Annotated in this window: 16 protein-coding genes and 4 pseudogenes; 5 read left to right on the forward strand and 15 right to left on the reverse strand. The window is 62.0% G+C overall.

All coding sequences use genetic code 11. From position 1 onward, the window contains the following. Nucleotides 1-47: 47 nt before the first annotated feature. Together mntR and MRB58_RS23590 are read left to right on the forward strand one after the other, a co-directional pair. A complete protein-coding gene (gene mntR, locus MRB58_RS23585; protein WP_083551957.1) occupies nucleotides 48-485 on the forward strand; it encodes a manganese-binding transcriptional regulator MntR in 438 nt (145 codons plus the stop codon). A 174-nt stretch (nucleotides 486-659) separates the two neighbouring features. Then, entirely contained in the window at nucleotides 660-3,020 is a 2,361-nt protein-coding gene (locus MRB58_RS23590) for a cation-translocating P-type ATPase (protein WP_244782139.1), read from the forward strand. Between the two features lie 33 nt (nucleotides 3,021-3,053). Here the strand turns inward: MRB58_RS23590 and MRB58_RS23595 are convergent, their stop codons facing one another. Continuing rightward, nucleotides 3,054-4,058: a cytochrome c oxidase assembly protein gene (locus MRB58_RS23595; RefSeq protein ID WP_244782140.1), complete on the reverse strand. Its 1,005-nt coding sequence runs from the start codon at nucleotides 4,056-4,058 to the stop codon at nucleotides 3,054-3,056. Nucleotides 4,059-4,111: 53 nt separating this feature from the next. On the opposite strand from MRB58_RS23595, the gene MRB58_RS23600 reads away from it, so the two are divergent. Beyond that, nucleotides 4,112-5,020, forward strand: coding sequence for a cytochrome c oxidase assembly protein (locus MRB58_RS23600; RefSeq protein ID WP_244782141.1), 909 nt, complete (start codon nucleotides 4,112-4,114; stop codon nucleotides 5,018-5,020). A gap of 22 nt (nucleotides 5,021-5,042) precedes the next feature. Here the strand turns inward: MRB58_RS23600 and MRB58_RS23605 are convergent, their stop codons facing one another. The 8 genes and pseudogenes from MRB58_RS23605 to MRB58_RS23640 all read right to left on the reverse strand — a co-directional run bounded on the left by MRB58_RS23605 (nucleotide 5,043) and on the right by MRB58_RS23640 (nucleotide 10,441). Next, nucleotides 5,043-5,651, reverse strand: a complete 609-nt coding sequence (locus tag MRB58_RS23605) for an SCO family protein (RefSeq protein ID WP_244782142.1) — start codon at nucleotides 5,649-5,651, stop codon at nucleotides 5,043-5,045. A 356-nt stretch (nucleotides 5,652-6,007) separates the two neighbouring features. Beyond that, nucleotides 6,008-7,072, reverse strand: coding sequence for a replication initiator protein A (locus tag MRB58_RS23610; RefSeq protein ID WP_244782143.1), 1,065 nt, complete (start codon nucleotides 7,070-7,072; stop codon nucleotides 6,008-6,010). Between the two features lie 588 nt (nucleotides 7,073-7,660). After that, nucleotides 7,661-7,921 carry a WGR domain-containing protein gene (locus MRB58_RS23615; RefSeq protein WP_371747314.1) on the reverse strand — a complete coding sequence of 87 codons (261 nt, stop codon included), beginning with the start codon at nucleotides 7,919-7,921 and terminating at the stop codon, nucleotides 7,661-7,663. A gap of 139 nt (nucleotides 7,922-8,060) precedes the next feature. After that, nucleotides 8,061-8,621, reverse strand: coding sequence for a recombinase family protein (locus tag MRB58_RS23620; protein ID WP_244782144.1), 561 nt, complete (start codon nucleotides 8,619-8,621; stop codon nucleotides 8,061-8,063). A 411-nt stretch (nucleotides 8,622-9,032) separates the two neighbouring features. Next, nucleotides 9,033-9,617: pseudogene (locus MRB58_RS23625) on the reverse strand (IS630 family transposase); the annotation flags it as partial. Further along, a complete protein-coding gene (locus MRB58_RS23630; RefSeq protein ID WP_371747315.1) occupies nucleotides 9,586-9,753 on the reverse strand; it encodes a VirB3 family type IV secretion system protein in 168 nt (55 codons plus the stop codon). The pseudogene MRB58_RS23625 and the gene MRB58_RS23630, both read right to left, overlap by 32 nt. After that, nucleotides 9,750-10,040, reverse strand: coding sequence for a TrbC/VirB2 family protein (locus MRB58_RS23635; protein WP_244782145.1), 291 nt, complete (start codon nucleotides 10,038-10,040; stop codon nucleotides 9,750-9,752). The genes MRB58_RS23630 and MRB58_RS23635 overlap by 4 nt, the downstream gene beginning before the upstream one ends. Beyond that, nucleotides 10,025-10,441, reverse strand: a complete 417-nt coding sequence (locus MRB58_RS23640; RefSeq protein ID WP_244782146.1) for a lytic transglycosylase domain-containing protein — start codon at nucleotides 10,439-10,441, stop codon at nucleotides 10,025-10,027. The genes MRB58_RS23635 and MRB58_RS23640 overlap by 16 nt, the downstream gene beginning before the upstream one ends. 649 nt (nucleotides 10,442-11,090) lie before the next feature. On the opposite strand from MRB58_RS23640, the gene MRB58_RS23645 reads away from it, so the two are divergent. Beyond that, on the forward strand, nucleotides 11,091-11,537 hold the full coding sequence (locus tag MRB58_RS23645) for a hypothetical protein (protein ID WP_244782147.1): 447 nt from the start codon (nucleotides 11,091-11,093) through the stop codon (nucleotides 11,535-11,537). A gap of 39 nt (nucleotides 11,538-11,576) precedes the next feature. On the opposite strand, the gene MRB58_RS23650 is transcribed toward MRB58_RS23645, so the two are convergent. From MRB58_RS23650 to MRB58_RS23675, 6 genes and pseudogenes are all read right to left on the reverse strand, one after another. Continuing rightward, complete coding sequence (locus MRB58_RS23650; protein ID WP_244782148.1) at nucleotides 11,577-12,353, reverse strand: hypothetical protein; 777 nt, start codon at nucleotides 12,351-12,353, stop codon at nucleotides 11,577-11,579. Beyond that, complete coding sequence (locus tag MRB58_RS23655) at nucleotides 12,350-13,597, reverse strand: type II toxin-antitoxin system HipA family toxin (RefSeq protein WP_244782149.1); 1,248 nt, start codon at nucleotides 13,595-13,597, stop codon at nucleotides 12,350-12,352. The genes MRB58_RS23650 and MRB58_RS23655 overlap by 4 nt, the downstream gene beginning before the upstream one ends. Further along, on the reverse strand, nucleotides 13,590-13,925 hold the full coding sequence (locus tag MRB58_RS23660) for a helix-turn-helix domain-containing protein (RefSeq protein ID WP_083551875.1): 336 nt from the start codon (nucleotides 13,923-13,925) through the stop codon (nucleotides 13,590-13,592). The genes MRB58_RS23655 and MRB58_RS23660 overlap by 8 nt, the downstream gene beginning before the upstream one ends. Nucleotides 13,926-14,110: 185 nt before the next feature. Beyond that, nucleotides 14,111-15,004 (reverse strand): annotated as a pseudogene (locus MRB58_RS23665) (IS3 family transposase); the annotation flags it as partial. Beyond that, nucleotides 15,005-16,363: an IS110 family transposase gene (locus tag MRB58_RS23670; RefSeq protein ID WP_244782150.1), complete on the reverse strand. Its 1,359-nt coding sequence runs from the start codon at nucleotides 16,361-16,363 to the stop codon at nucleotides 15,005-15,007. A gap of 229 nt (nucleotides 16,364-16,592) precedes the next feature. After that, nucleotides 16,593-16,874 (reverse strand): annotated as a pseudogene (locus MRB58_RS23675) (transposase); the annotation flags it as partial. Between the two features lie 64 nt (nucleotides 16,875-16,938). On the opposite strand from MRB58_RS23675, the pseudogene MRB58_RS22965 reads away from it, so the two are divergent. Continuing rightward, a pseudogene (locus MRB58_RS22965) lies at nucleotides 16,939-17,711 on the forward strand (IS256 family transposase); the annotation flags it as partial. Nucleotides 17,712-17,719: the final 8 nt, after the last annotated feature.

Below are 17,719 nucleotides of genomic sequence, written 5' to 3' on the forward strand. Positions count from 1 at the left end.
ACCGCTGCGATTGAATCTCTGCCGGACCTAGATCTGGAAGTGCAGCTATGGACGAAGCGAACACTGAGGCACTGGAAGCACCTCCTTCGGAGGAGGCCAGCCGTTTTGCCCGTGCGCGTGCGGCCCAGGCCAAAGCCGTCCTAGAGGATTACGTTGAGATGATCGGGGATCTCATTGCGACTCATGGAGAGGCGAGGGTCGCCGATATCGCGGAACGCATGGGAGTGGCGCAACCGACAGCCACCAAGGCGGTGACCCGACTCAAGCGAGAAGGATTTGCCACCTCGAAGCCCTATCGAGGCGTATTCCTCACACCGAAAGGGTCAGAGTTGGCTGACTATGTGCGCACTCGACATCGCACCGTGGTGGCCCTACTCATCGCCGTAGGCGTGCCGAGGGACATTGCCGAAGCCGATGCCGAAGGGATCGAGCACCACGTTTCCGGTCGGACCCTGGCGGCATTCGAGGCATTCGTTGCACGATAAGCTGCCGACGAAACTCATCCCAGTGGCTAAGTCTCCCAGAGGCATTAGTGACTTGCCAAGCATGAACTGCCGAGACGCCGCGCGCCGGCGGTTTCTCACGGTGGGCTCTTGAAGCTCAAGTCGCTGTAGGAATTACCTTGTGGGCTCAACCAATCAGCCAGCTAGGACCTGCAGATGTCCGATTGCACCCATCGCCATGATCATGGTCACGTCCATGATCACCCGCATCGTGATCAGAAAGAGGTCGGCTGTTGTGGCGACGGAACCACGTGCAGTGTCCCGATAGCATCCTCTTCGTCGACAGGCGCGGGTCGAAGCTTTCGCGTCAGCGGCCTCGATTGCGCCGAGGAAGTCGCCATCCTGAACAAGGCGGTTGGCCCCGAGGTCGGCGGCACCGACCATCTGGCCTTCGACGTGCTGAACGGCCGGATGATCATCCTGGAAGGAGCACGGTCGGTTCCGGACGATCGTATCGTTGAAATCGTTGCCGAAACCGGGATGAGCGCCGAGCTTTGGGACGACGACAGCGCTGCCGCGGACCAAGTGGCTCATCTCGGTCGTCAACGGCAGTTCACGTTGCTGAGTGGCGTATTCTGGAGCGCTGGCTTGCTCTGGCACATATTGGAGACTGGCCTCTCGGGGGCGCTCAGTCTCTTTGCCGGACATGGGGAAGAGCCGATGCCGGTCCCCGAGGCCGGACTATTCGCGCTCGCAATCCTGTTCGGTGTCTGGCTCGTCGCCCCGAAAGCCTGGTCGTCGGCGCGGCGGCTTTCTCCCGACATGAACCTCCTCATGGTCGTCGCGATCGCCGGCGCTATCGGGCTCGGCGAATTCTTCGAGGCGGCGACGGTCGCCTTCTTCTTCTGCCTGTCCCTCTACCTGGAGAGTTGGAGCGTGGGACGGGCGCGCCGTGCAGTCGCGGCCCTCCTCGATTTAGCCCCGCCGACCGTACGGGTGATCCGGCCCGACGGCAGCGAGGCAACGGTTCCCGCAGAGGACGTGCATATCGGAGACCAGTTCGTGGTGCGCGGCGGCGACCGCATTCCGCTCGACGGCGAGGTGACGGCGGGCGCCGGTGCGGTCGATCAGTCACCGATCACCGGCGAGAGCGCTCTCATTCCCAAGGAGCCGGGCGACGAGGTCTACGCCGGCACCATCAATGGCGAGGGAAGCCTCACGGTACGCGCGACCAAAGCGGCATCGGACACGATGCTGTCCAAGATCATCCGCATGGTCGGTGACGCCCAGGCGCGCCGCGCGCCGGTGGAGCAGTGGGTGGCGAAGTTCGCGCGCGTCTACACGCCGGCGGTGATGGCTCTCGCGGTCCTTTTGGCGGTCCTGCCCCCGCTACTCTTCGGCGAGGCATGGGTGACCTGGTTCTACAACGCGCTGGTGCTTCTAGTGATCGCCTGTCCCTGCGCGCTAGTAATCTCGACACCCGTCTCGATCGTCGCAGCCCTTGCGTCCGCGGCGCGCGCGGGTGTGCTGGTCAAGGGTGGCGCTTATGTCGAGGCGCCGGGGCGGACGACGGCCATCGCGATGGACAAGACCGGCACCATCACCATGGGCGAACCCGAGGTGACCGCCGTCCACCCCCTACGGGAACGGAGCGAACGGGACCTCCTGTCGCGAGCGGCCGCCCTCGAGGCGCGTTCCTCGCATCCGCTTGCGCGCGCCATCCTCGCTCGCTCGGAGCGTGATGGCATCCCCGCGATTGTCGCCGAGGACACCCGCACCATCCCAGGCCGGGGCTTGGAGGGGCGCTTCGACGGACAAGCGATCTGGCTCGGATCCGATCGATTTGCGTCCGAACGAGGGTTCGCCGACGCGATCCCAGCAGGCCTCAAGTCCGAAATCGAAGAGAAAGGAAACACGCTCGTCGTGGTCGGTGACGAGATGGGCGTCATCGGTGTCCTCGAGCTACGCGATCGCATCCGGCCGGATGCGGGGGCGATCATCGCCAGGCTCCGTGCACAGGGTGTCGGCACGATCGCGATGCTCACCGGCGACAACGCCAATACCGCGCACGCGGTCGCGGCCGAGGTGGGCATCGATCCGGCCTGCGTCTGGGCCGAGCTGTTGCCCGAGGACAAGGTGATCGCCGTGGAGGAACTGGTCGCCACCCATAACGTGGTCGCTATGATCGGGGACGGCGTCAACGACGCGCCGGCAATGGCACGCGCACACTACGGTATCGCAATGGGTGTTGTCGGCTCAGATGCGGCGATCGAGGTCGCCGACATTGCGCTGATGACCGACGATGTCAGCAAAATTCCATGGCTGATCGACCATTCGCGCCACACGATGCGCATTATTCGCGAGAATATCGGTATTTCGCTTGCGACCAAGGCCGCCTTCGTCGGCTTGACGGCGTTCGGTATTGCATCGATGTGGGGTGCGATTGCCGCAGATGTGGGGGTCTCGCTGTTGGTCGTCGCCAACTCGTTGAGGCTTCTGAACCCCCGCAAGGCCGTGACGTCAATAGAGCGGTCGTCCCCCTCGAAAGCGACCTCGCCCGCCGTGCCCGGGAAGTGACCGACCTGACATGCTTCAACCGGCACCCGAATGCTACATCAGCGTTACGACGCAGATCGCGGTGATCAAGACGACTGCGAACATCGAGAAGGCGGCCAAGCCAAGCGTCTGACCCATTCGGCGATTGGGTTGCTCCACCTTCATCCAGAGCTCTTCGGCCGTCTCCGGAAATTCGAGCGCGGCACTGTTTGACCCGCCGCGCAACGAGTAGCGCATTGCCCAACGCCGTTCTTCAGCGCGATTCCAACCCATGAATGCGATCATGATCGCCGCGAGCATAATGAGAGAAGACGGAACCCATATGATGTAACCACCGAGCGTCTCATCAGTCATCGCAGACCAACCATAAAGGCGGCCTGTAACATCGTAGGCGGGATAAATGACGACTTCCTTTAATGTCGTCAGCGAACCCAGCAATATGTTCGAGATGATGGCGCAGAACAACAACAGGATCCGTCCGGCCTGTGGCGGACCTTCTGGAGCGTCGCGCCGATCGAGCACCACGGCGAAGAAATTCAGTCCAGCGAGGATCATCCCAACGTGCGCCAGGATGAGGAACAGTGGCTTGTCGAGCGCGGCATTGTGCACGGCAGGCAGCTGCCAAATGTAGAGCGCCGCGACCAGCAGGCCCAAGGCCATCGGCAAAGTGGTGCAGAGCCCGGCAAGCCGCGCCACCATCGGGCGCCGCCCCACGATGATCAGCCATCGGCGCAACCCGGACGGCAGGCCGGCGCGCAGGACCGGCCAGGGATAGGCGATTACGATAAGCAACGGACCTATCAGCCGGACCAGCAGATGCTGCACCTGGTGCAGGGTAAAGAGCCTCGCCGCGGCGGGCGCGATCGGGGCGTCGAGCGCAACGGCGAGGCTCAGGAGCCCCGCGACGAACAGGGCGTGTCGGAACGCCCTGACCGGCTCGCCGACGAGGTGCAGCTGACGCAGCCCCCGCAGGTAGGCGATCGCCGCAAGACCGATCAACAGGAGGGCGACAGGCGAAATCGCCGCCCCCAACGGATCGGCGTGGAGCAGAGCATTCATCGCCTTCCTTCCCCTCTCCGCCGCGCTTTTCCTGCCGAGAGAGCATCCACCGCGTGACCAGCGTCATGGGCAGGTTGCCGGGACGCACCCGCGGATGGCCTGGCTGCGCGGTGCTGTTTCTGATTGGCGCGGCACTGTGGGCGGTCTCGACCTACGTGCCGTCGCGAATGCCGGCGTGGGGGCCCTACGAATTCTCGTGGCCTATCTGGCTCGCCGTCACGCTGTCCGGCCTCTGGTTTCAGCGCGGTCTGTCCCGCCTCGCTCCCGTGGACCGGCCTGGCCCCTGGCGCCGGATCGCCTTCTGGGCGGGCCTCGCGCTGATCTACGGCGTCACGCAGACCGGATTCGAATACCTTGCCCAACGGATGTTCTTCATCAACCGGCTGCAGCACGTGGCGATGCACCACGTCGGCCCGGTTTTGCTGGCCTTGAGCGCGGGCGGGCCCGCCATCCTGGCCGGCGCACCGGGCTGGGTGCGTCGGGCATGCGACAGCGCTCCCGCAACTCTCTTCATGGCTTTTGTCCAGCAGCCGCTCGTGGCCGCGTTCCTCTTCGTGGGTCTGTTCTGGCTCTGGCTGATTCCGCCTGTGCATTTTGCCGCGATGATCGACCCCGGCCTGTATCAGGTCATGAACTGGTCCATGGCGGTCGATGGCATCCTCTTTTGGGCGCTCGTGCTCGACACGCGCGTCTCGCCACCCGCGCGGGTCGGGTTCGGTGTCAGGGTCGTGCTCGCGGTCGCGGTCATGTTCCCGCAGATTGTGCTTGGCGCGCTGATCAGCTTTGCCACCGAGGATCTCTTTCCATACTACGCCTTCTGCGGGAGGTATTTCCCCGACATTGACGCTCTTACAGATCAGCAGATCGGCGGTCTGGTGATCTGGATACCGCCTGCGATGATGAGCGTCTTGGCGCTGCTTCTTGTCCTCAACAATATGCGTCGCGCAGGGGCAGATATCTAGGCGCAGTCGCATCCTCTTCGCCTTATGCATCTGCGATCAGGCGTTCGATGTCGCGGGTCGCTGCAGCGATATCCGCATCGGCCGTCTCAAATGACGGCCATATCAGCCGCGCCTCCCCCTCGGCGTCGAAGACGTAGATCGACTTGCCGTGCGACACTTCGTAGTTCGCGTCGCCGGGGACATGATCAGCAATCTTGTACGTTACGCGCAGCCGCCGCGTCAGCTTGATGAGTTGATCATCGGTACCGCGCAGTGCCGTCGCCCGCTCGGTGAAATTCACAACGTAGCGGACAAGTTGCTCTAGCGTGTCCCGCTCCGGGTCGACTGTCACGAATAGGATCGAAAGACGTCCGGCATTTTCCCCGAGACTTTGAGTCAGCGCCGTCAGATTTGCCAGGGTCATGGGGCAGACATCCGGGCAGAACGTGTACCCAAAGAACAGTGCGACGATTTTTCCGCGAAAGTCCGTTTGCTTGACGATCTGCCCGTCTGACGCACGAGTTAGCGTGAAATCCAGGTCCGGCATCGAGCCGGAGACGTCCGTTCCATACCAGTTTTGGGCGTCGCATCCGGCAAGGGAGATCGCCAGCAGAACCTTGGCGCCAAAGCCCAAAGCCGTGCGGCGACTCAACGGCCGTTCAATAGGGACCATAGATCACCAGGAAGGCGACGCCGAATGCTCCCGCAAAGAACATCAACATGACGCTGAACAGCAGAAGCGCTGCCGTACGGTTAGCGCCTCGCCGCGACGCGGCGTGCTCCTCGGCGCTGATGCCTCCGGGCTGCGGCTCCCCTTGGGGTTCAGAATGTCTCTCGGACACAGAAATCTCCAGTCGTCTCGACTGGCGCTAGCCGTCCCTCTCGCAAACCGCACCGATCAGCGCGAGGGACGGGGATTGCGCCCTCTCACCGACTTCTAATTCCTCCAGCTGCTAGAGCTTCAACCACTATCCCGTCGAGGACCGTCGACGTCTTTGGCTAGCATTCTTAACTACGCAACGACGATCGTTGCTCATCGTAGGGGCCGCGGTTCCTGCAGAAGCTCAGGAAATGCCTGTCAGCATCTTTCACCGCGATGCCCTTGTCGGCGACCCAGGACCGCCACTCAGATTCCAAGTGATGAACGTCCCAGCCGGGCGCGGCGCCACGTGCCAGAGCATAAGTGTCAGGATCGAGACGCAATGCAGCTACCAGGAAAGACTGGACGGCATGCTCCTCCATCGCACGCTTTCGATGCACGACCACATTACTGCCCCGGATCACAAAAGCGTAATCTGGCATGTGATCGTGCTGATCATCATCAGCGATTATCTTGCTGATTAAACGACGAAATTCTTTATCTGTAGAACCCGACCCGCACTTCTCACGTAGAGTTCCAAGTCCAACCTTCCATTCTGACTGCATGCCACAATGTTTTCTCGCCAATTCATATAACCTCCTCTCTAATGGCTTCCGAAGAAGGAAGTATTGTTTATTCAGTTCAAGAACATTGTTATTCTCAATAGCATCCCACACCCAATCCGACAGTGTGATTTCGACGTCGAGCATTCTCCCATCACGTGTTTCACGGACAATTTCAGCTGATTCTATCAAGCCAAATACCTTAAAATACTCTCGATTTCCTTGGCGGAGGTTAGTTTCAATTTGAGTCCCCTGCAATCGGCGAAGTGCATCTTTCAGCAGTTCGTAACCGCGGCCTGAGGTTTGCCGATTGGTCGCCACAAGCAAATCATACGCTTTGAAACGCATCGACCGATGTACCTTCCGGTCCTCATTCAATGCCGCCATGCACTGGCTAATACAGTAGATCAGAACATCTCGATCGTGCACCGTCGCAAGACCATAACGGGATGGCGAAATTTCAATCCAATTGCCGCCGCGCTCATAACGACGAGACCGCATATCGGGCTTAGTCGATAGCGAAAACACGGGGTGTTCCATCGAAGACATATCGCCCTTTGGCACCGCATCTACGATATCGCAGACGAACAGGTCCCTTTGGGGATGCCGGTCCGGGAGTAGGGGAGAGCGGTCAATCGTCACTTCACACACTCGCTATCCGGAGATTCGTCATTTTACACACGCGCGCGAGCATCTTCGTCATTTCACACACCATTCGTCAATGAACTTCGTCATTCCACACACCCCAACAAAGGGATGCAACCAAAGGGAGAGCTACTCCCAACGTCACTTCACCCACCAAGGATCGTCACTTCGCACACCGTTTTTCGTCACTTCACACACCAGGTCTCACGTAGAATGCCTGAAAACCTCAGTTATGTCAGGCATTTACCGCTAAAACTCAAACCCGTAACTCTATCTCTAACTGATTCTAACTCTCCACGGTCTCGATTGTTGCTCACGGCAGAGCCGTGATAAACCGTGGGTGGCGTGGGCTACCACACGATAGCCGTTGGGGTTCAGTGCATTCCCTAGGCGGAAAGAATGCACCATCTAACGTGCGATTACGGTCATTGGCTCGGATCGAAAACCCTGTCTTTTTCAACAGAGAGCAATAAAAGATCGCCTGCGCGATGTCATATCGGCAAGTCGGTAAGATATATTGATCACGCGATCAACTTAATATAGTAAGATTCATGTAAAAACGCGCCTTGGAAGTTCCATAATATAACTTATGCGTCAGTCGCTTGCAGCGCGATAGCCTCGCGTTGTCTTCTGCCGCGAGAGTTCGATGAGTGCATCGATCGCAGATCCTGCAGACGGGTATAAATCTCGACGCAAACGACAGCTCACGCCGATCCGGCCCCACTCTCGCACGAGCGCCCATTCTCCGAACAATGTGCGCTGCACGGAGAGAGCGTAGAAGCGGTGCTTGTTGCTGCTCCGATCGATGCACCGTAGGTGCAAGTCAATCGGGAAAAGATCGAGCTGGACTGTCACAGGAACTCCTTACGAGTGAACGTCGACCGCGCAGCCGGATGGCAATGATAGAGCGTAAGTCTCAAGACGTTGAGGCGCATAGACGGCATCGTCCACGGCGAAGATTACCTGGGTCTATTTGCTGCCGGAACGCCAGAATTCAGCCATCGCTCGCGGCGCGGACATAGGCGTACAGGGTAGGCTTGGAGATGCCCATCATCGCGCAGATCCTCGCGGCGGTGAGTCTCTTTTCACGATAAAGCTGAACCGCAAGGGCCCGCTTGTCAGCGTCGAGCGCACTCGGACGGCCGCCAAGTCGCCCGCGGGCTCTCGCGGCAGCGAGGCCCGCTTGTGTGCGTTCACGAATGAGATTGCGCTCGAATTCAGCGAGAGCGCCGAAAAGGTGGAAGGTGAGTTTCCCAGTCGAGGTCGCGGTGTTAATCGTCTCGGAGAGGCTCTCCAGGGCTACCCCGTGCTCTTCGAGGTAGAGCGCCCAGGCTATAAGATCTTGCAGCGAACGACCGAGACGATCGAGCCGCCAGATGACCAGGGTATCCCCGGTGCGCAGGAGCTCTTTGACCTTTTCTAGCCCCGGCCGTGCAGACACGGTCCCGCTCGCTTTGTCCGCGAGAACCTTCTCGCAGCCAGCCTTTTGAAGCGCGTCGCGTTGCAGGTCGAGATTCTGCTCAATCGTAGAGACCCTAGCGTAGCCGATCTTCATGGGGCGTTCCTGCTGGAGAGTTAGACAACCCGTCAATGCCAGAGAATGATTAACATTGATTTCTTGACTGAGTTATTTGCCGCGTCAGCCGTGGAAAGGAGTTCAATCTCCAGCCGATTTGCACTGGGCAAGAAACCGTCCGTTTTCCTGACGGGGCCGGGGGTGCAACACGTGCTTGCATCGCGCGCGTCATCGAAGGGCGAGGCTCCCGCGTCCGTCTGATCCTGCCCCGTTCGAGTGGACGCCGATGATAGGCTTTCGAGCCAAGCAATGGAGTGTCCGAGGAGCTAGAGACGTCGCCGTATGTCGGGCTTCTCCAGGGGCGCGAGACATGAGGAGGAGGCGACACCAGATGGACTTCGGCAACGTCCGCTTGCTAAAATTATGGCGGAAATCGGCAGGCAATTTCTCCTAGTAGATTGATTCCAACGTTTGGAACCCTCTGTTTCGAGCGGCGATGATATCATCGGGATCGGCTTTCCAGACGAATGGTTTTGGGTTCGCCGCATTGTATTCGCTCACGAAGCGGTTGATGGCGGCCTGAAGATCGACGACGGAATAGAAGACGCCGTGCTTGAGCCTGCGCCGGGTGAGCTTGGCGAAGAAGCCTTCGACGGCATTGAGCCAGGAGCACGAGGTTGGCGTGAAGTGGAAGGTCCAGCGCGGATGGCGGTCGAGCCAGGCACGGACCTTGTCCTTCTTGTGCGCGGCGTAGTTGTCGAGGATCACATGGATGGCCTTATCGGGCGGCACCTCGCGCTCGATGCGGTTGAGGAAGCGGATGAACTCCTGATGGCGGTGGCGCTGCATGTTCTGCCCGATGACCGTACCGTCGAGCACGTTGAGTGCGGCAAACAGCGTGGTGGTGCCGTGGCGTTTATAGTCGTGGGTCATGGTGCCGGCGCGGCCCTTCTTCATCGGGAGGCCGGGCTGGGTGCGGTCGAGCGCCTGGATCTGCGATTTTTCATCGACCGACAGCACCACCGCATGAGCCGGTGACCACGAAGTAGGTGAACGAGAGCGTCGCGATGAAGCCCCCGAACGTGACACCGAAGAGGATGACCACGTAGCTCATCGGGAGGCCCGCGATGCTCACGGGTCTCGTCAGCGCCTGAAAGCACGGACGGCTCATGAGTATCCGGACAGGAGCGTTGCGGCGCCGAAAAGGATCGCAAGGCCGATGAGGACCGAGCCGGCGAACATCCAGTTCATGCGGCCCGTCGCGAAGGCGAGGCCGACACCGGCCAGAGCGACCAGGCCGATGGCGCGACCGAGCGTCCCCGTCAGCGCCTCGCCGAGCGTGGTGAAGAAGTTCGTGACCGGCGAGAGGTCCTGCGCCATCGCCGCGCTCGCACCCACCACGGTGAGCACCGTCGCAAGACCCGCGATACGGCCTGCCTTCTTCAGTTGAATTCCCATACGCCGCTCCTTTGCATTTGGGGGCTGGTGGACACCTCACGCACCGCAGCCCCGCTCACAGGAACTCGACGCTCAGGCTCTGACGTCGCCGGCGCGTACCCGGCGGCGGCAGTGATGGTGGCGACGTACGCCTGCGTTTCGCGAAAGGGCGGCACGCCGCCATGCTCGATCACGCGATGCGGGCCGGCGTTGTAGGCGGCGAGCGCCAGGCGAACGTCGCCGAAGCGAGCGAGCTGCGCCGTGAAGTACCGCGCGGCTCCATCCAAATTCTCGGCGGGATCGAAGGGATCGGAGACACCGAGGAGGCTCGCAGTCTCCGGCATAAGCTGCCCGAGACCTTGCGCGCCTTTCGGCGACGTCGCCCGCGGATCGAAGCGGCTTTCCTGATCGATCAGCGCCACGAAGAGATCGGCGAACTCGATGGCGGCGAGACCGGCAGCGCGCGGCCCTGACCCTCCCGCGTGACGCAGGCCGACTGCGTGTGCCATGGCGCGAAGCCGGGCGCGGCCAATCGAACTCGGAGCAGAAATCGGAGCTCCCTGGGGCGGACCGGCGGCCATGGTCACGGCGCCATGCGACCCGAACTCCATCACTGTCGCAATCGATGGACGTGCGTCGACGCATAGGAGCATCGGTAGGAGCAACAGGGAGCGCATCAGGCGAAGAGGTCGAGGGCCATTGTCCGGCTGAAAGCAACAACCAACGAAAGCAGGAGCGTGTATGGCCATGCCGGGGCGGTTAAGAGTGCGCCCTCAAGCTCCACGGCAGGAAGAATATCGATCAGATTGGGGCTGGTGCGGACGAGTTTGTCGGAGTCGACAGCGGCGGCAACGATTATGGCCGCCGAGCTAACGTGCCACAAAAGCTCGAACGCGCGGTTGCATCTTGATTTATGCTTCTTCTTCGGTAGAAATCCGCCCCTTGAGTGTCTTCACCGGGGATCCAGGGTATGAATACGCCTTTATCGTCCGGAAACATGCTTTGGTGATAGGATAGAACGGCATTTGCCGAGCGAATGCGCTTCGGCTCACCGTTTCTTGAGATGAACACTTGGGATTCGCTTCCATCGGAGCGGACGCCAAACACCAGCCAGTGGGTCTTACCGCTCTCTTCATCTCGAATGGGGTGATATCGAAGCGTCCCACCGGCATCCAAGAACGGTCGCACAACATTGCCGAGCAGCACCTTTCCCTCTGTGTCTGGCTTCCTCATGCGACCTCCCCTTTTCAAAGAGAGATCAGCATAGAGATCCACAAGCCGCGAGGCCACGACGACGCACGCAGTTCAGAAAGTGAGGTCTATAACGCAGCTCTGACACAGAATGTCAAATCGGTTCAGATTGAAGATTTAGACCATTTTATGATGCTCACCTTCCCCTCGGAGGGGTATGCGCTCAATGAAGCTTCGCGTTTTGCGAGGGTGTTTTGCCGGTATGCGCTTGATTTTTCGACCAGCGAAGGTGGCCGCCGTGCGCGGAGCACTGTGGCGAAAATCTGAACTCGAGGGACCATCAGGGCCGAGGCTTGTCAACGTCGCTTACGCTATCCCCAACAAACTACGCCGCTGACAAATTCCGCCAGATCTCCGGCCGGCTTGAAGACCGGTCACCGCCAACGTCTTGGCGATATGGAGGCGGAGAAGTCCGATGAAGAGCGCGTCTTTCTCCTCCGGCTTGATAGGCTCGCTTTCATCGACCGGATCGCGGACAGAGAGGTGGGCGTCGGTCGGATTTGGCGCCGCCATCCCCCAGCGGGTCGCGATGGCGATGCGCTTCACTGTGACCTTGCCGCCTCCGGCGGTGATATCTATCCGTCCGGCCTGGGCCCAGGCGCGGTTCAATGCTTTGGCCGGGCCGCCATTATCATGGCAACTCTTCGCTTCGGCCACGGTCAAGGAGGACAGGTCGGAGGCGCAGGCGATCCAATCGGGCAGGTCGCCACGGGACAAGCGCGTGACTTTGACTCGCCGGCGGCGATCAAGGTCGATGATGCGGCTGCCGAGATGCGCGAAGATCGAAAGGTTGAAGTAGCGTTCCAGATAGGCGCGGGCAACGAAGCGGCCGAACAGGCCAGATAGCGCGACCTTCACCTCGCTGGCCTGTCCAAGCGGTTCCCGGAAAATGAAGGGCGTTCCCACGCCGGTTGGCGCCAACAGCGCGTCCAGGATGGACCACGCGCCATATGCAGCCCCTGGCGTCTGCAACTCTTCGCGAATCCCGGCGTCCTCGATCTCCGAGACGTCGAGGTTGACGGTCGCGCCCGTGCCAGGGCTGAATGCTGGCGGATCGTAATTGTGCAGGCAGGTCCTCGTCATAGCGCCAGCGCCCGCTTGAGATCGTCATGCTCGAAAGCGCTGGCCATGCGGCTGATCTCCGCCGATCGAGCGCCGACTGCCTTGGCTGTATCGCGCCAGGTCGCGGTCACGGTTGCGACCTCTTTGATAATCCCGCGGGCCTGCGGCAGGGTGAGAGCAAAAAACTCGGACGCCGCCTCCAGCAGATCGAGCGAACAGGTGCCCTCGTCGAGATCGATATTCGTGGTCAGCACCCGCGCCTTGAGATCGGTCGGAACGGGATTTAGGTCGTATGCCGGCGAGAGAGACCAACCTGCCTTACCCAGCCACAGGAAACCATGATTGCGGAGGTGGTCGTCGACATTGGAGATCAGCACATTGAAGACGACACGCCGATAGAGGGCATGGGCGTCCGTCTTCCCCTGAGCGCCGTGTTGAGAAAGGGCATCGACGATCTCCGGATAGCTGCCGCGCTCGCCGTCCTTAGCGCCCATCATCGCCATCGCCGACAGGAACGGGATGCGGATCGCACCGTCGCGATCGAAGCGTCGCGACAACATGACCGCCTTGCCGGCGACGTCGATCAGCTCGTGTTGAGGCGTGCCAATACCTGCCTGGCCGGCTAGCCGCAGCGCGATCTCTTCCCAGGTCTCCATACTGTAGTCATCGGTCTCCTTCGGGAATTTCGCTATCGAGAGGTGACCATGTTGGTCGATGACCGACGCCTTCGGTCGGGCACCGCCAAGGGAGGAGCCTGGGGCAAAGATGAGCTGCAGGTCTTCATCCGTTTCCTCGTCCCGGAGAATCCGTTCGGTGATCTGGAGCAACCGGCCAAGCTCGATTAGGGCAGGAACGCCCGCGCGGATCGGCGCTTGGAAGATCTCTTCGCCGACCCAGCGGAAGCGGAGCGCGCCAAGCCGGGTCTCGTCGGCGACGCCGAGCAGGTAGTCGCTTTCTACAAGCGTGCGAACCGCGCGGCCTTCTCGATCGGCGAGACGGCGTTCGGCGCGCTGCATGAGGCGCCGGCCCCAGGTATCCGGCGCTGAGTCGCCGATGGAGCCGAAAGTCGCAAGACCGGCTGGAGGGGCGAAGGCGCCGCGGGTCAGAGCAAGAGCTGGCTCCAGGGAGAAGCGGTCCGGGTCCTCAAGCCATGCACTGTCATATTCGAAGAGGATGGTCTCGGTGCCCCGGACGCGATTGCTCCTCGCCAGTCCGATCGGGCGTGTGCGGCCGTCCAAATCGATATGGACCTCGAAGTCAGCCATCACGGGACGATCCGGGTGGCCGCTTGAGGTGGACATGCTTGGGCAGGTCGGCGCTGGCGAGTGCTTGCCCGACGCTGTCGTTGCTGATGTCGGCGACCTGGCTCAGGCCGTCGAGCAGGCCAAGCGCTTGCAGGACGCCGGCATAAATGCCGACACTGACGTTGGTGTCCCCGGCTTCGACCCTTTGCAATGTCGAGCGAGACGTGAAGGCGCGCTCGGCTACGACCGCCATCGGCAGCCGTCGGCGTCGACGGGCATCATGGATGTCCGCCCCAAGCTTGCGCAGCGCGCGGCGCACCGCAGCAGGAGGGTTGTGTGGAGTGGGCATTTTGGCACCTTCGCACTACAGATCGACCAAATATGTAGCACGAAGATTACAATTCTTCTAGGTCCTTTAGGGTCTCATCTCTGGAGAGAACGAAGGTTCGATCTTACCGCCGTCGTGACGGCATCGACCGGGCCCCTCCGGACGTCGGCGATCGCGGTGATCGTGCCCCGAGAAAGTGGACGGGGTTATGCCGCCATTCGCTCTGCTTCGGCTGGTGATCGATAGCCGAGTGCGGAGTGGAGGCGGCGGGGATTGTAGAAGCCTTCGATGTACCCGAACAGGTCGCGGCGTGCGGCGTCTCGTGTCGGGTAGATCTGGAGGTGGACGCGCTCGACCTTGAGCGTGTGGAAGAAGCTCTCCATCGGGGCGTTGTCGAGGCAGTTGCCCTTGCGGCTCATGGACGGCGTTATCCGTGCTGCAGCAAGGACTTGGCGATAGCTGTCGGCGGCGTACTGAACGCCACGGTCTGAATGATGGACGAGACCGGGTGGCGGCCGCTGGCGTTCGATGGCCATCCTGAGCGCATCTATCGCGATCTCGGCGTGGAGCGTCTGGCGCATGGCCCAGCCGACCACCTTTCGGGTTGCCATGTCGATGATGGCGGCGAGGAAAAGCCAGCCTTCGCCGGTCGGGACGTAGGTCAGATCCGCGAGCCACACCTCATTCGGCCGAGCCGCCACGAAGCGTTGCCCAAGCCGGTTCGGTGCGATGGGGAACGCATGCCGGCTGTCCGTCGTGCGCACCCGGCGGGGCAAGGCAGCCCTTCCCCGGAGCCCGGCCCGCCGCATGAGCCTTGCGACGCGATGGCGCCCGATACCCCGCCCGACTGCACGCAGCACCGCGTGAACGCGAGGCGCGCCATAGGTGCCGGCGCTGCCCTCGTGGATCGCCCGGATGTGCTGGAGCAAGGCCCTGTTCTCACCGGCTCGGCGGCTCTCCGGCCGTCCCCTCCAGGCGTAGTACCCGCTCGGCGAGATCCCAAGCACCCGGCACATCATCCGAACCGGCCACATGCCGCGATGCTCATCGACGAACCCGAACGTCACCGGGAGGCCGCTCCGAAGATGAGCGCGGCTTTCCTAAGAAACACACGGCGGCTCCGGCACGGGCGCCAGCTCATAACCGAGCGTGCGGGCACGGCGCTGGAGATTGGCGAGGACACGCGTTCGGTGCCGTTCTTCGTATGCGTTGGCACCCGGATCACAATACGCCATCCCAAAGCGGAGCGTGTTGTAGAAGAGAACCGCGATCTTGCGCGCCGTGGCTGTGACCGCTTTCTGCTTGCCGATCCGAGACGAGAGGCGGCGGTAGAACGCGCCAAGCGCCGTCTCACTCCGCCCAACCGTAGTCGCCGCCAACCGCAAGAGCGCGGCCGCGCGGTTGGACGAGCGCCGGGTCCGCGACGACAGGAGCTTGCCGCCCGAGATCTTGTTGCCCGGCGCGAGGCAGAGCCACGAGGTGAAGTGCTTCGCGCTCGGCCAGGCGGACAAATCGGTGCCGCACTCGGCGACAAGCTTCAACGCGAGGGACGGGCCGAGACCGTGGATCTGGGTGAGGTCGACGCCCAGAACACCGTGAAGTGCGGCACGCACATCGAACGCCGGTGCGCCGACCGGCTTTTGTCGTTGCCGTGCCTTGGGCATCGGCCCTGCCGCCTTGCTTCTGCTACTTCTGAGGGCCGAGACCGCGGCTTCTAGGCGGCGATCGCAATCGAGGATCTTGGCCTGGTAGACCTCGTAGAGCTCGAGTGCCTGGGTCAGCGCGAAGAGATGTTCGTCCCGGTCGTTCCCAACCAGCGATTCCCGGATCGTCTTGGTGGAGGACCGGCATCGCACATCCCTGAAAGAGGCGAGCACATCCGGGTCCCGCTCACCGGCCACGATGGCGCGGATGATCCGCATCCCCGTTGCGCCGGTGATGTCGGACACGACGTGATGGAGTTGCAGGTTCATCTCCATCAACGCCTTTTGCATGTGCTGAATGTGGGCGGCGGCGTACTCCACCAGCCGCTCCCGCTGGCGCAGATAAGCCCGCAGGGTGGCGATCTCTGCCTCCGGTCGGAAGCTGGCGCGCAAGAGGCCGTAGGAGTGAAGTTGGCGCAGCCATCCGGCGTCGCTGACGTCGGTCTTTCGTCCCGGCACGTTCTTGGCGTAGCGGGCATTCACGAGAATGACCTCGAACCCATAGCTCTCGAGCACCTCGAACACCGGGATCCAATAGACCCCGGTCGATTCCATCGCCACGCTCGTCACACCGCAGGCTCGAAACCAATCCGCCAGTTCGTGGAGGTCACGCGTGAACGTGCCGAAGGAGCGGACAGGCGCGTCCGTGCAGTCAGGGTTCACCGCAGCCATATGCAGGGTCGATCCGATGTCGAGTGCCGCGGCGCCAGGGTTGACCAGCTTCAGGTCCTGGCCACCTGTTGTCGTCTTGGGCATAGCATCCTCCCCGTTGGGCAGGAGGGCGTGGGCTATGCCATTCGTTCATCTTCCTAACCGGGATCACCGCCGCAGGCGGCGTCACCATTCTCAAGTGCGCATGAACCCATGGGCCACGTTTTTTGACGGGGTCGACGCCACCAATAAGCTGACGGCCGCTGCCCTCCTGAGCCGGAGCGTATCCCACTCGTTTCTATCACGCACAGGCGGGCGCCGGCCCGGGACCGTTTTTTAGAATGTCGCGCTCCATCTGGGCCTTCTGAAGCTCCCGCTTCAACCGGGCATTCTCCGAAGCGAGATCGGCCAGGGACGGCGCCGCCGCCTGCGTTGTGGGGCGCCGCTGCGGCGCCGTCCCTTCCGCGCCGTACTTGGTCATCCAACGCCGAAGCACCGTCTCGTGCAGCCCGAGCTCCTCAGCCACGCGCACGATCGGCTGGCCACTCGTCGCCACGCGCTCAACCGCCTCTCGCTTGAAAGCCTCCGGGAAAACCCGCCGTCGTCTCTCGCTCATCTTGGGACACTCCGTCGTTGGCTCGAAAGCCTATCATCGGTGTCCACTCAAACGGGGCAGGATCAAGGTGTCGAAGCTGTGCAAGCAGATCGACGAGCGCGTCGGTGCCTTCCTGAAGCGCCCGCTCGAGGGCGAGTGGCCTATCTCTGGCTCGACGCGACTTACCTCAAGGTCCGCGAGGACGGGCGCATCGTCTCGGTGGCGGCGATAATCGCCGTGGCCGCGAACCGGGACGGGCGTCGCGAGATCGTCGGTCTCCACATCGGCCCCTCGGAGGCCGAGACGTTCTGGTCGGCCTTCCTCAAAGACCTTCTGCGGCGTGGGCTGCGCGGCGTGAAGCTCGTCATCTCCGACGCCCACGACGGCCTCAAGGCCGCAATCGCGCGCGTGATCGGCGCGACCTGGCAGAGATGCCGCGTGCACTTCATGCGGAATGCGCTCTTACACGTTCCGAAGGGCCAGCACACGGTCGTCACGGCGGCGATCCGGCAAGCCTTCCTGCAGCCCGATCGAGCCGGCGCCGGCGAAACCTGGCGCCACGCCGCCGACCAGCTCCGCGTCCGCTGGCCCAAGCTCGGCAGACTCATTGACGAGGCCGAGCACGACGTCCTTGCCTACATCACCTTCCCCAGCCAACACCGGACCAAGCTGCACAGCACGAACCCGCTGGAGCGTCTCAACAAGGAGGTGAAGCGTCGGGCCGACGTCGTCGGCATCTTCCCCAACGAGGAGAGCATCGTGCGTCTCATCGGCGCCGTCCTCCTCGAGGCCAACGACGAGTGGCAGCTCCAGCACCGCTACTTGCAGATCAAGGGGATGCCCGAGCTCGATGCGCCGCCGGCCGA

The sequence above is a fragment of the Acuticoccus sp. I52.16.1 genome, from assembly GCF_022865125.1.
In the GTDB taxonomy this organism is placed as follows: Bacteria; Pseudomonadota; Alphaproteobacteria; order Rhizobiales; family Amorphaceae; genus Acuticoccus.

Coding starts and splice junctions, on each gene's coding strand:
- mntR (WP_083551957.1), top strand. CDS start 48: ATGGACGAAGCGAACACTGAGGCACTGGAAGCACCTCCTTCGGAGGAG.
- MRB58_RS23590 (WP_244782139.1), top strand. CDS start 660: ATGTCCGATTGCACCCATCGCCATGATCATGGTCACGTCCATGATCAC.
- MRB58_RS23595 (WP_244782140.1), bottom strand. CDS start 4,058: ATGAATGCTCTGCTCCACGCCGATCCGTTGGGGGCGGCGATTTCGCCT.
- MRB58_RS23620 (WP_244782144.1), bottom strand. CDS start 8,621: ATGAAGATCGGCTACGCTAGGGTCTCTACGATTGAGCAGAATCTCGAC.
- MRB58_RS23630 (WP_371747315.1), bottom strand. CDS start 9,753: ATGAGCCGTCCGTGCTTTCAGGCGCTGACGAGACCCGTGAGCATCGCG.
- MRB58_RS23635 (WP_244782145.1), bottom strand. CDS start 10,040: ATGGGAATTCAACTGAAGAAGGCAGGCCGTATCGCGGGTCTTGCGACG.
- MRB58_RS23650 (WP_244782148.1), bottom strand. CDS start 12,353: ATGACGAGGACCTGCCTGCACAATTACGATCCGCCAGCATTCAGCCCT.
- MRB58_RS23655 (WP_244782149.1), bottom strand. CDS start 13,597: ATGGCTGACTTCGAGGTCCATATCGATTTGGACGGCCGCACACGCCCG.
- MRB58_RS23660 (WP_083551875.1), bottom strand. CDS start 13,925: ATGCCCACTCCACACAACCCTCCTGCTGCGGTGCGCCGCGCGCTGCGC.
- MRB58_RS23670 (WP_244782150.1), bottom strand. CDS start 16,363: ATGCCCAAGACGACAACAGGTGGCCAGGACCTGAAGCTGGTCAACCCT.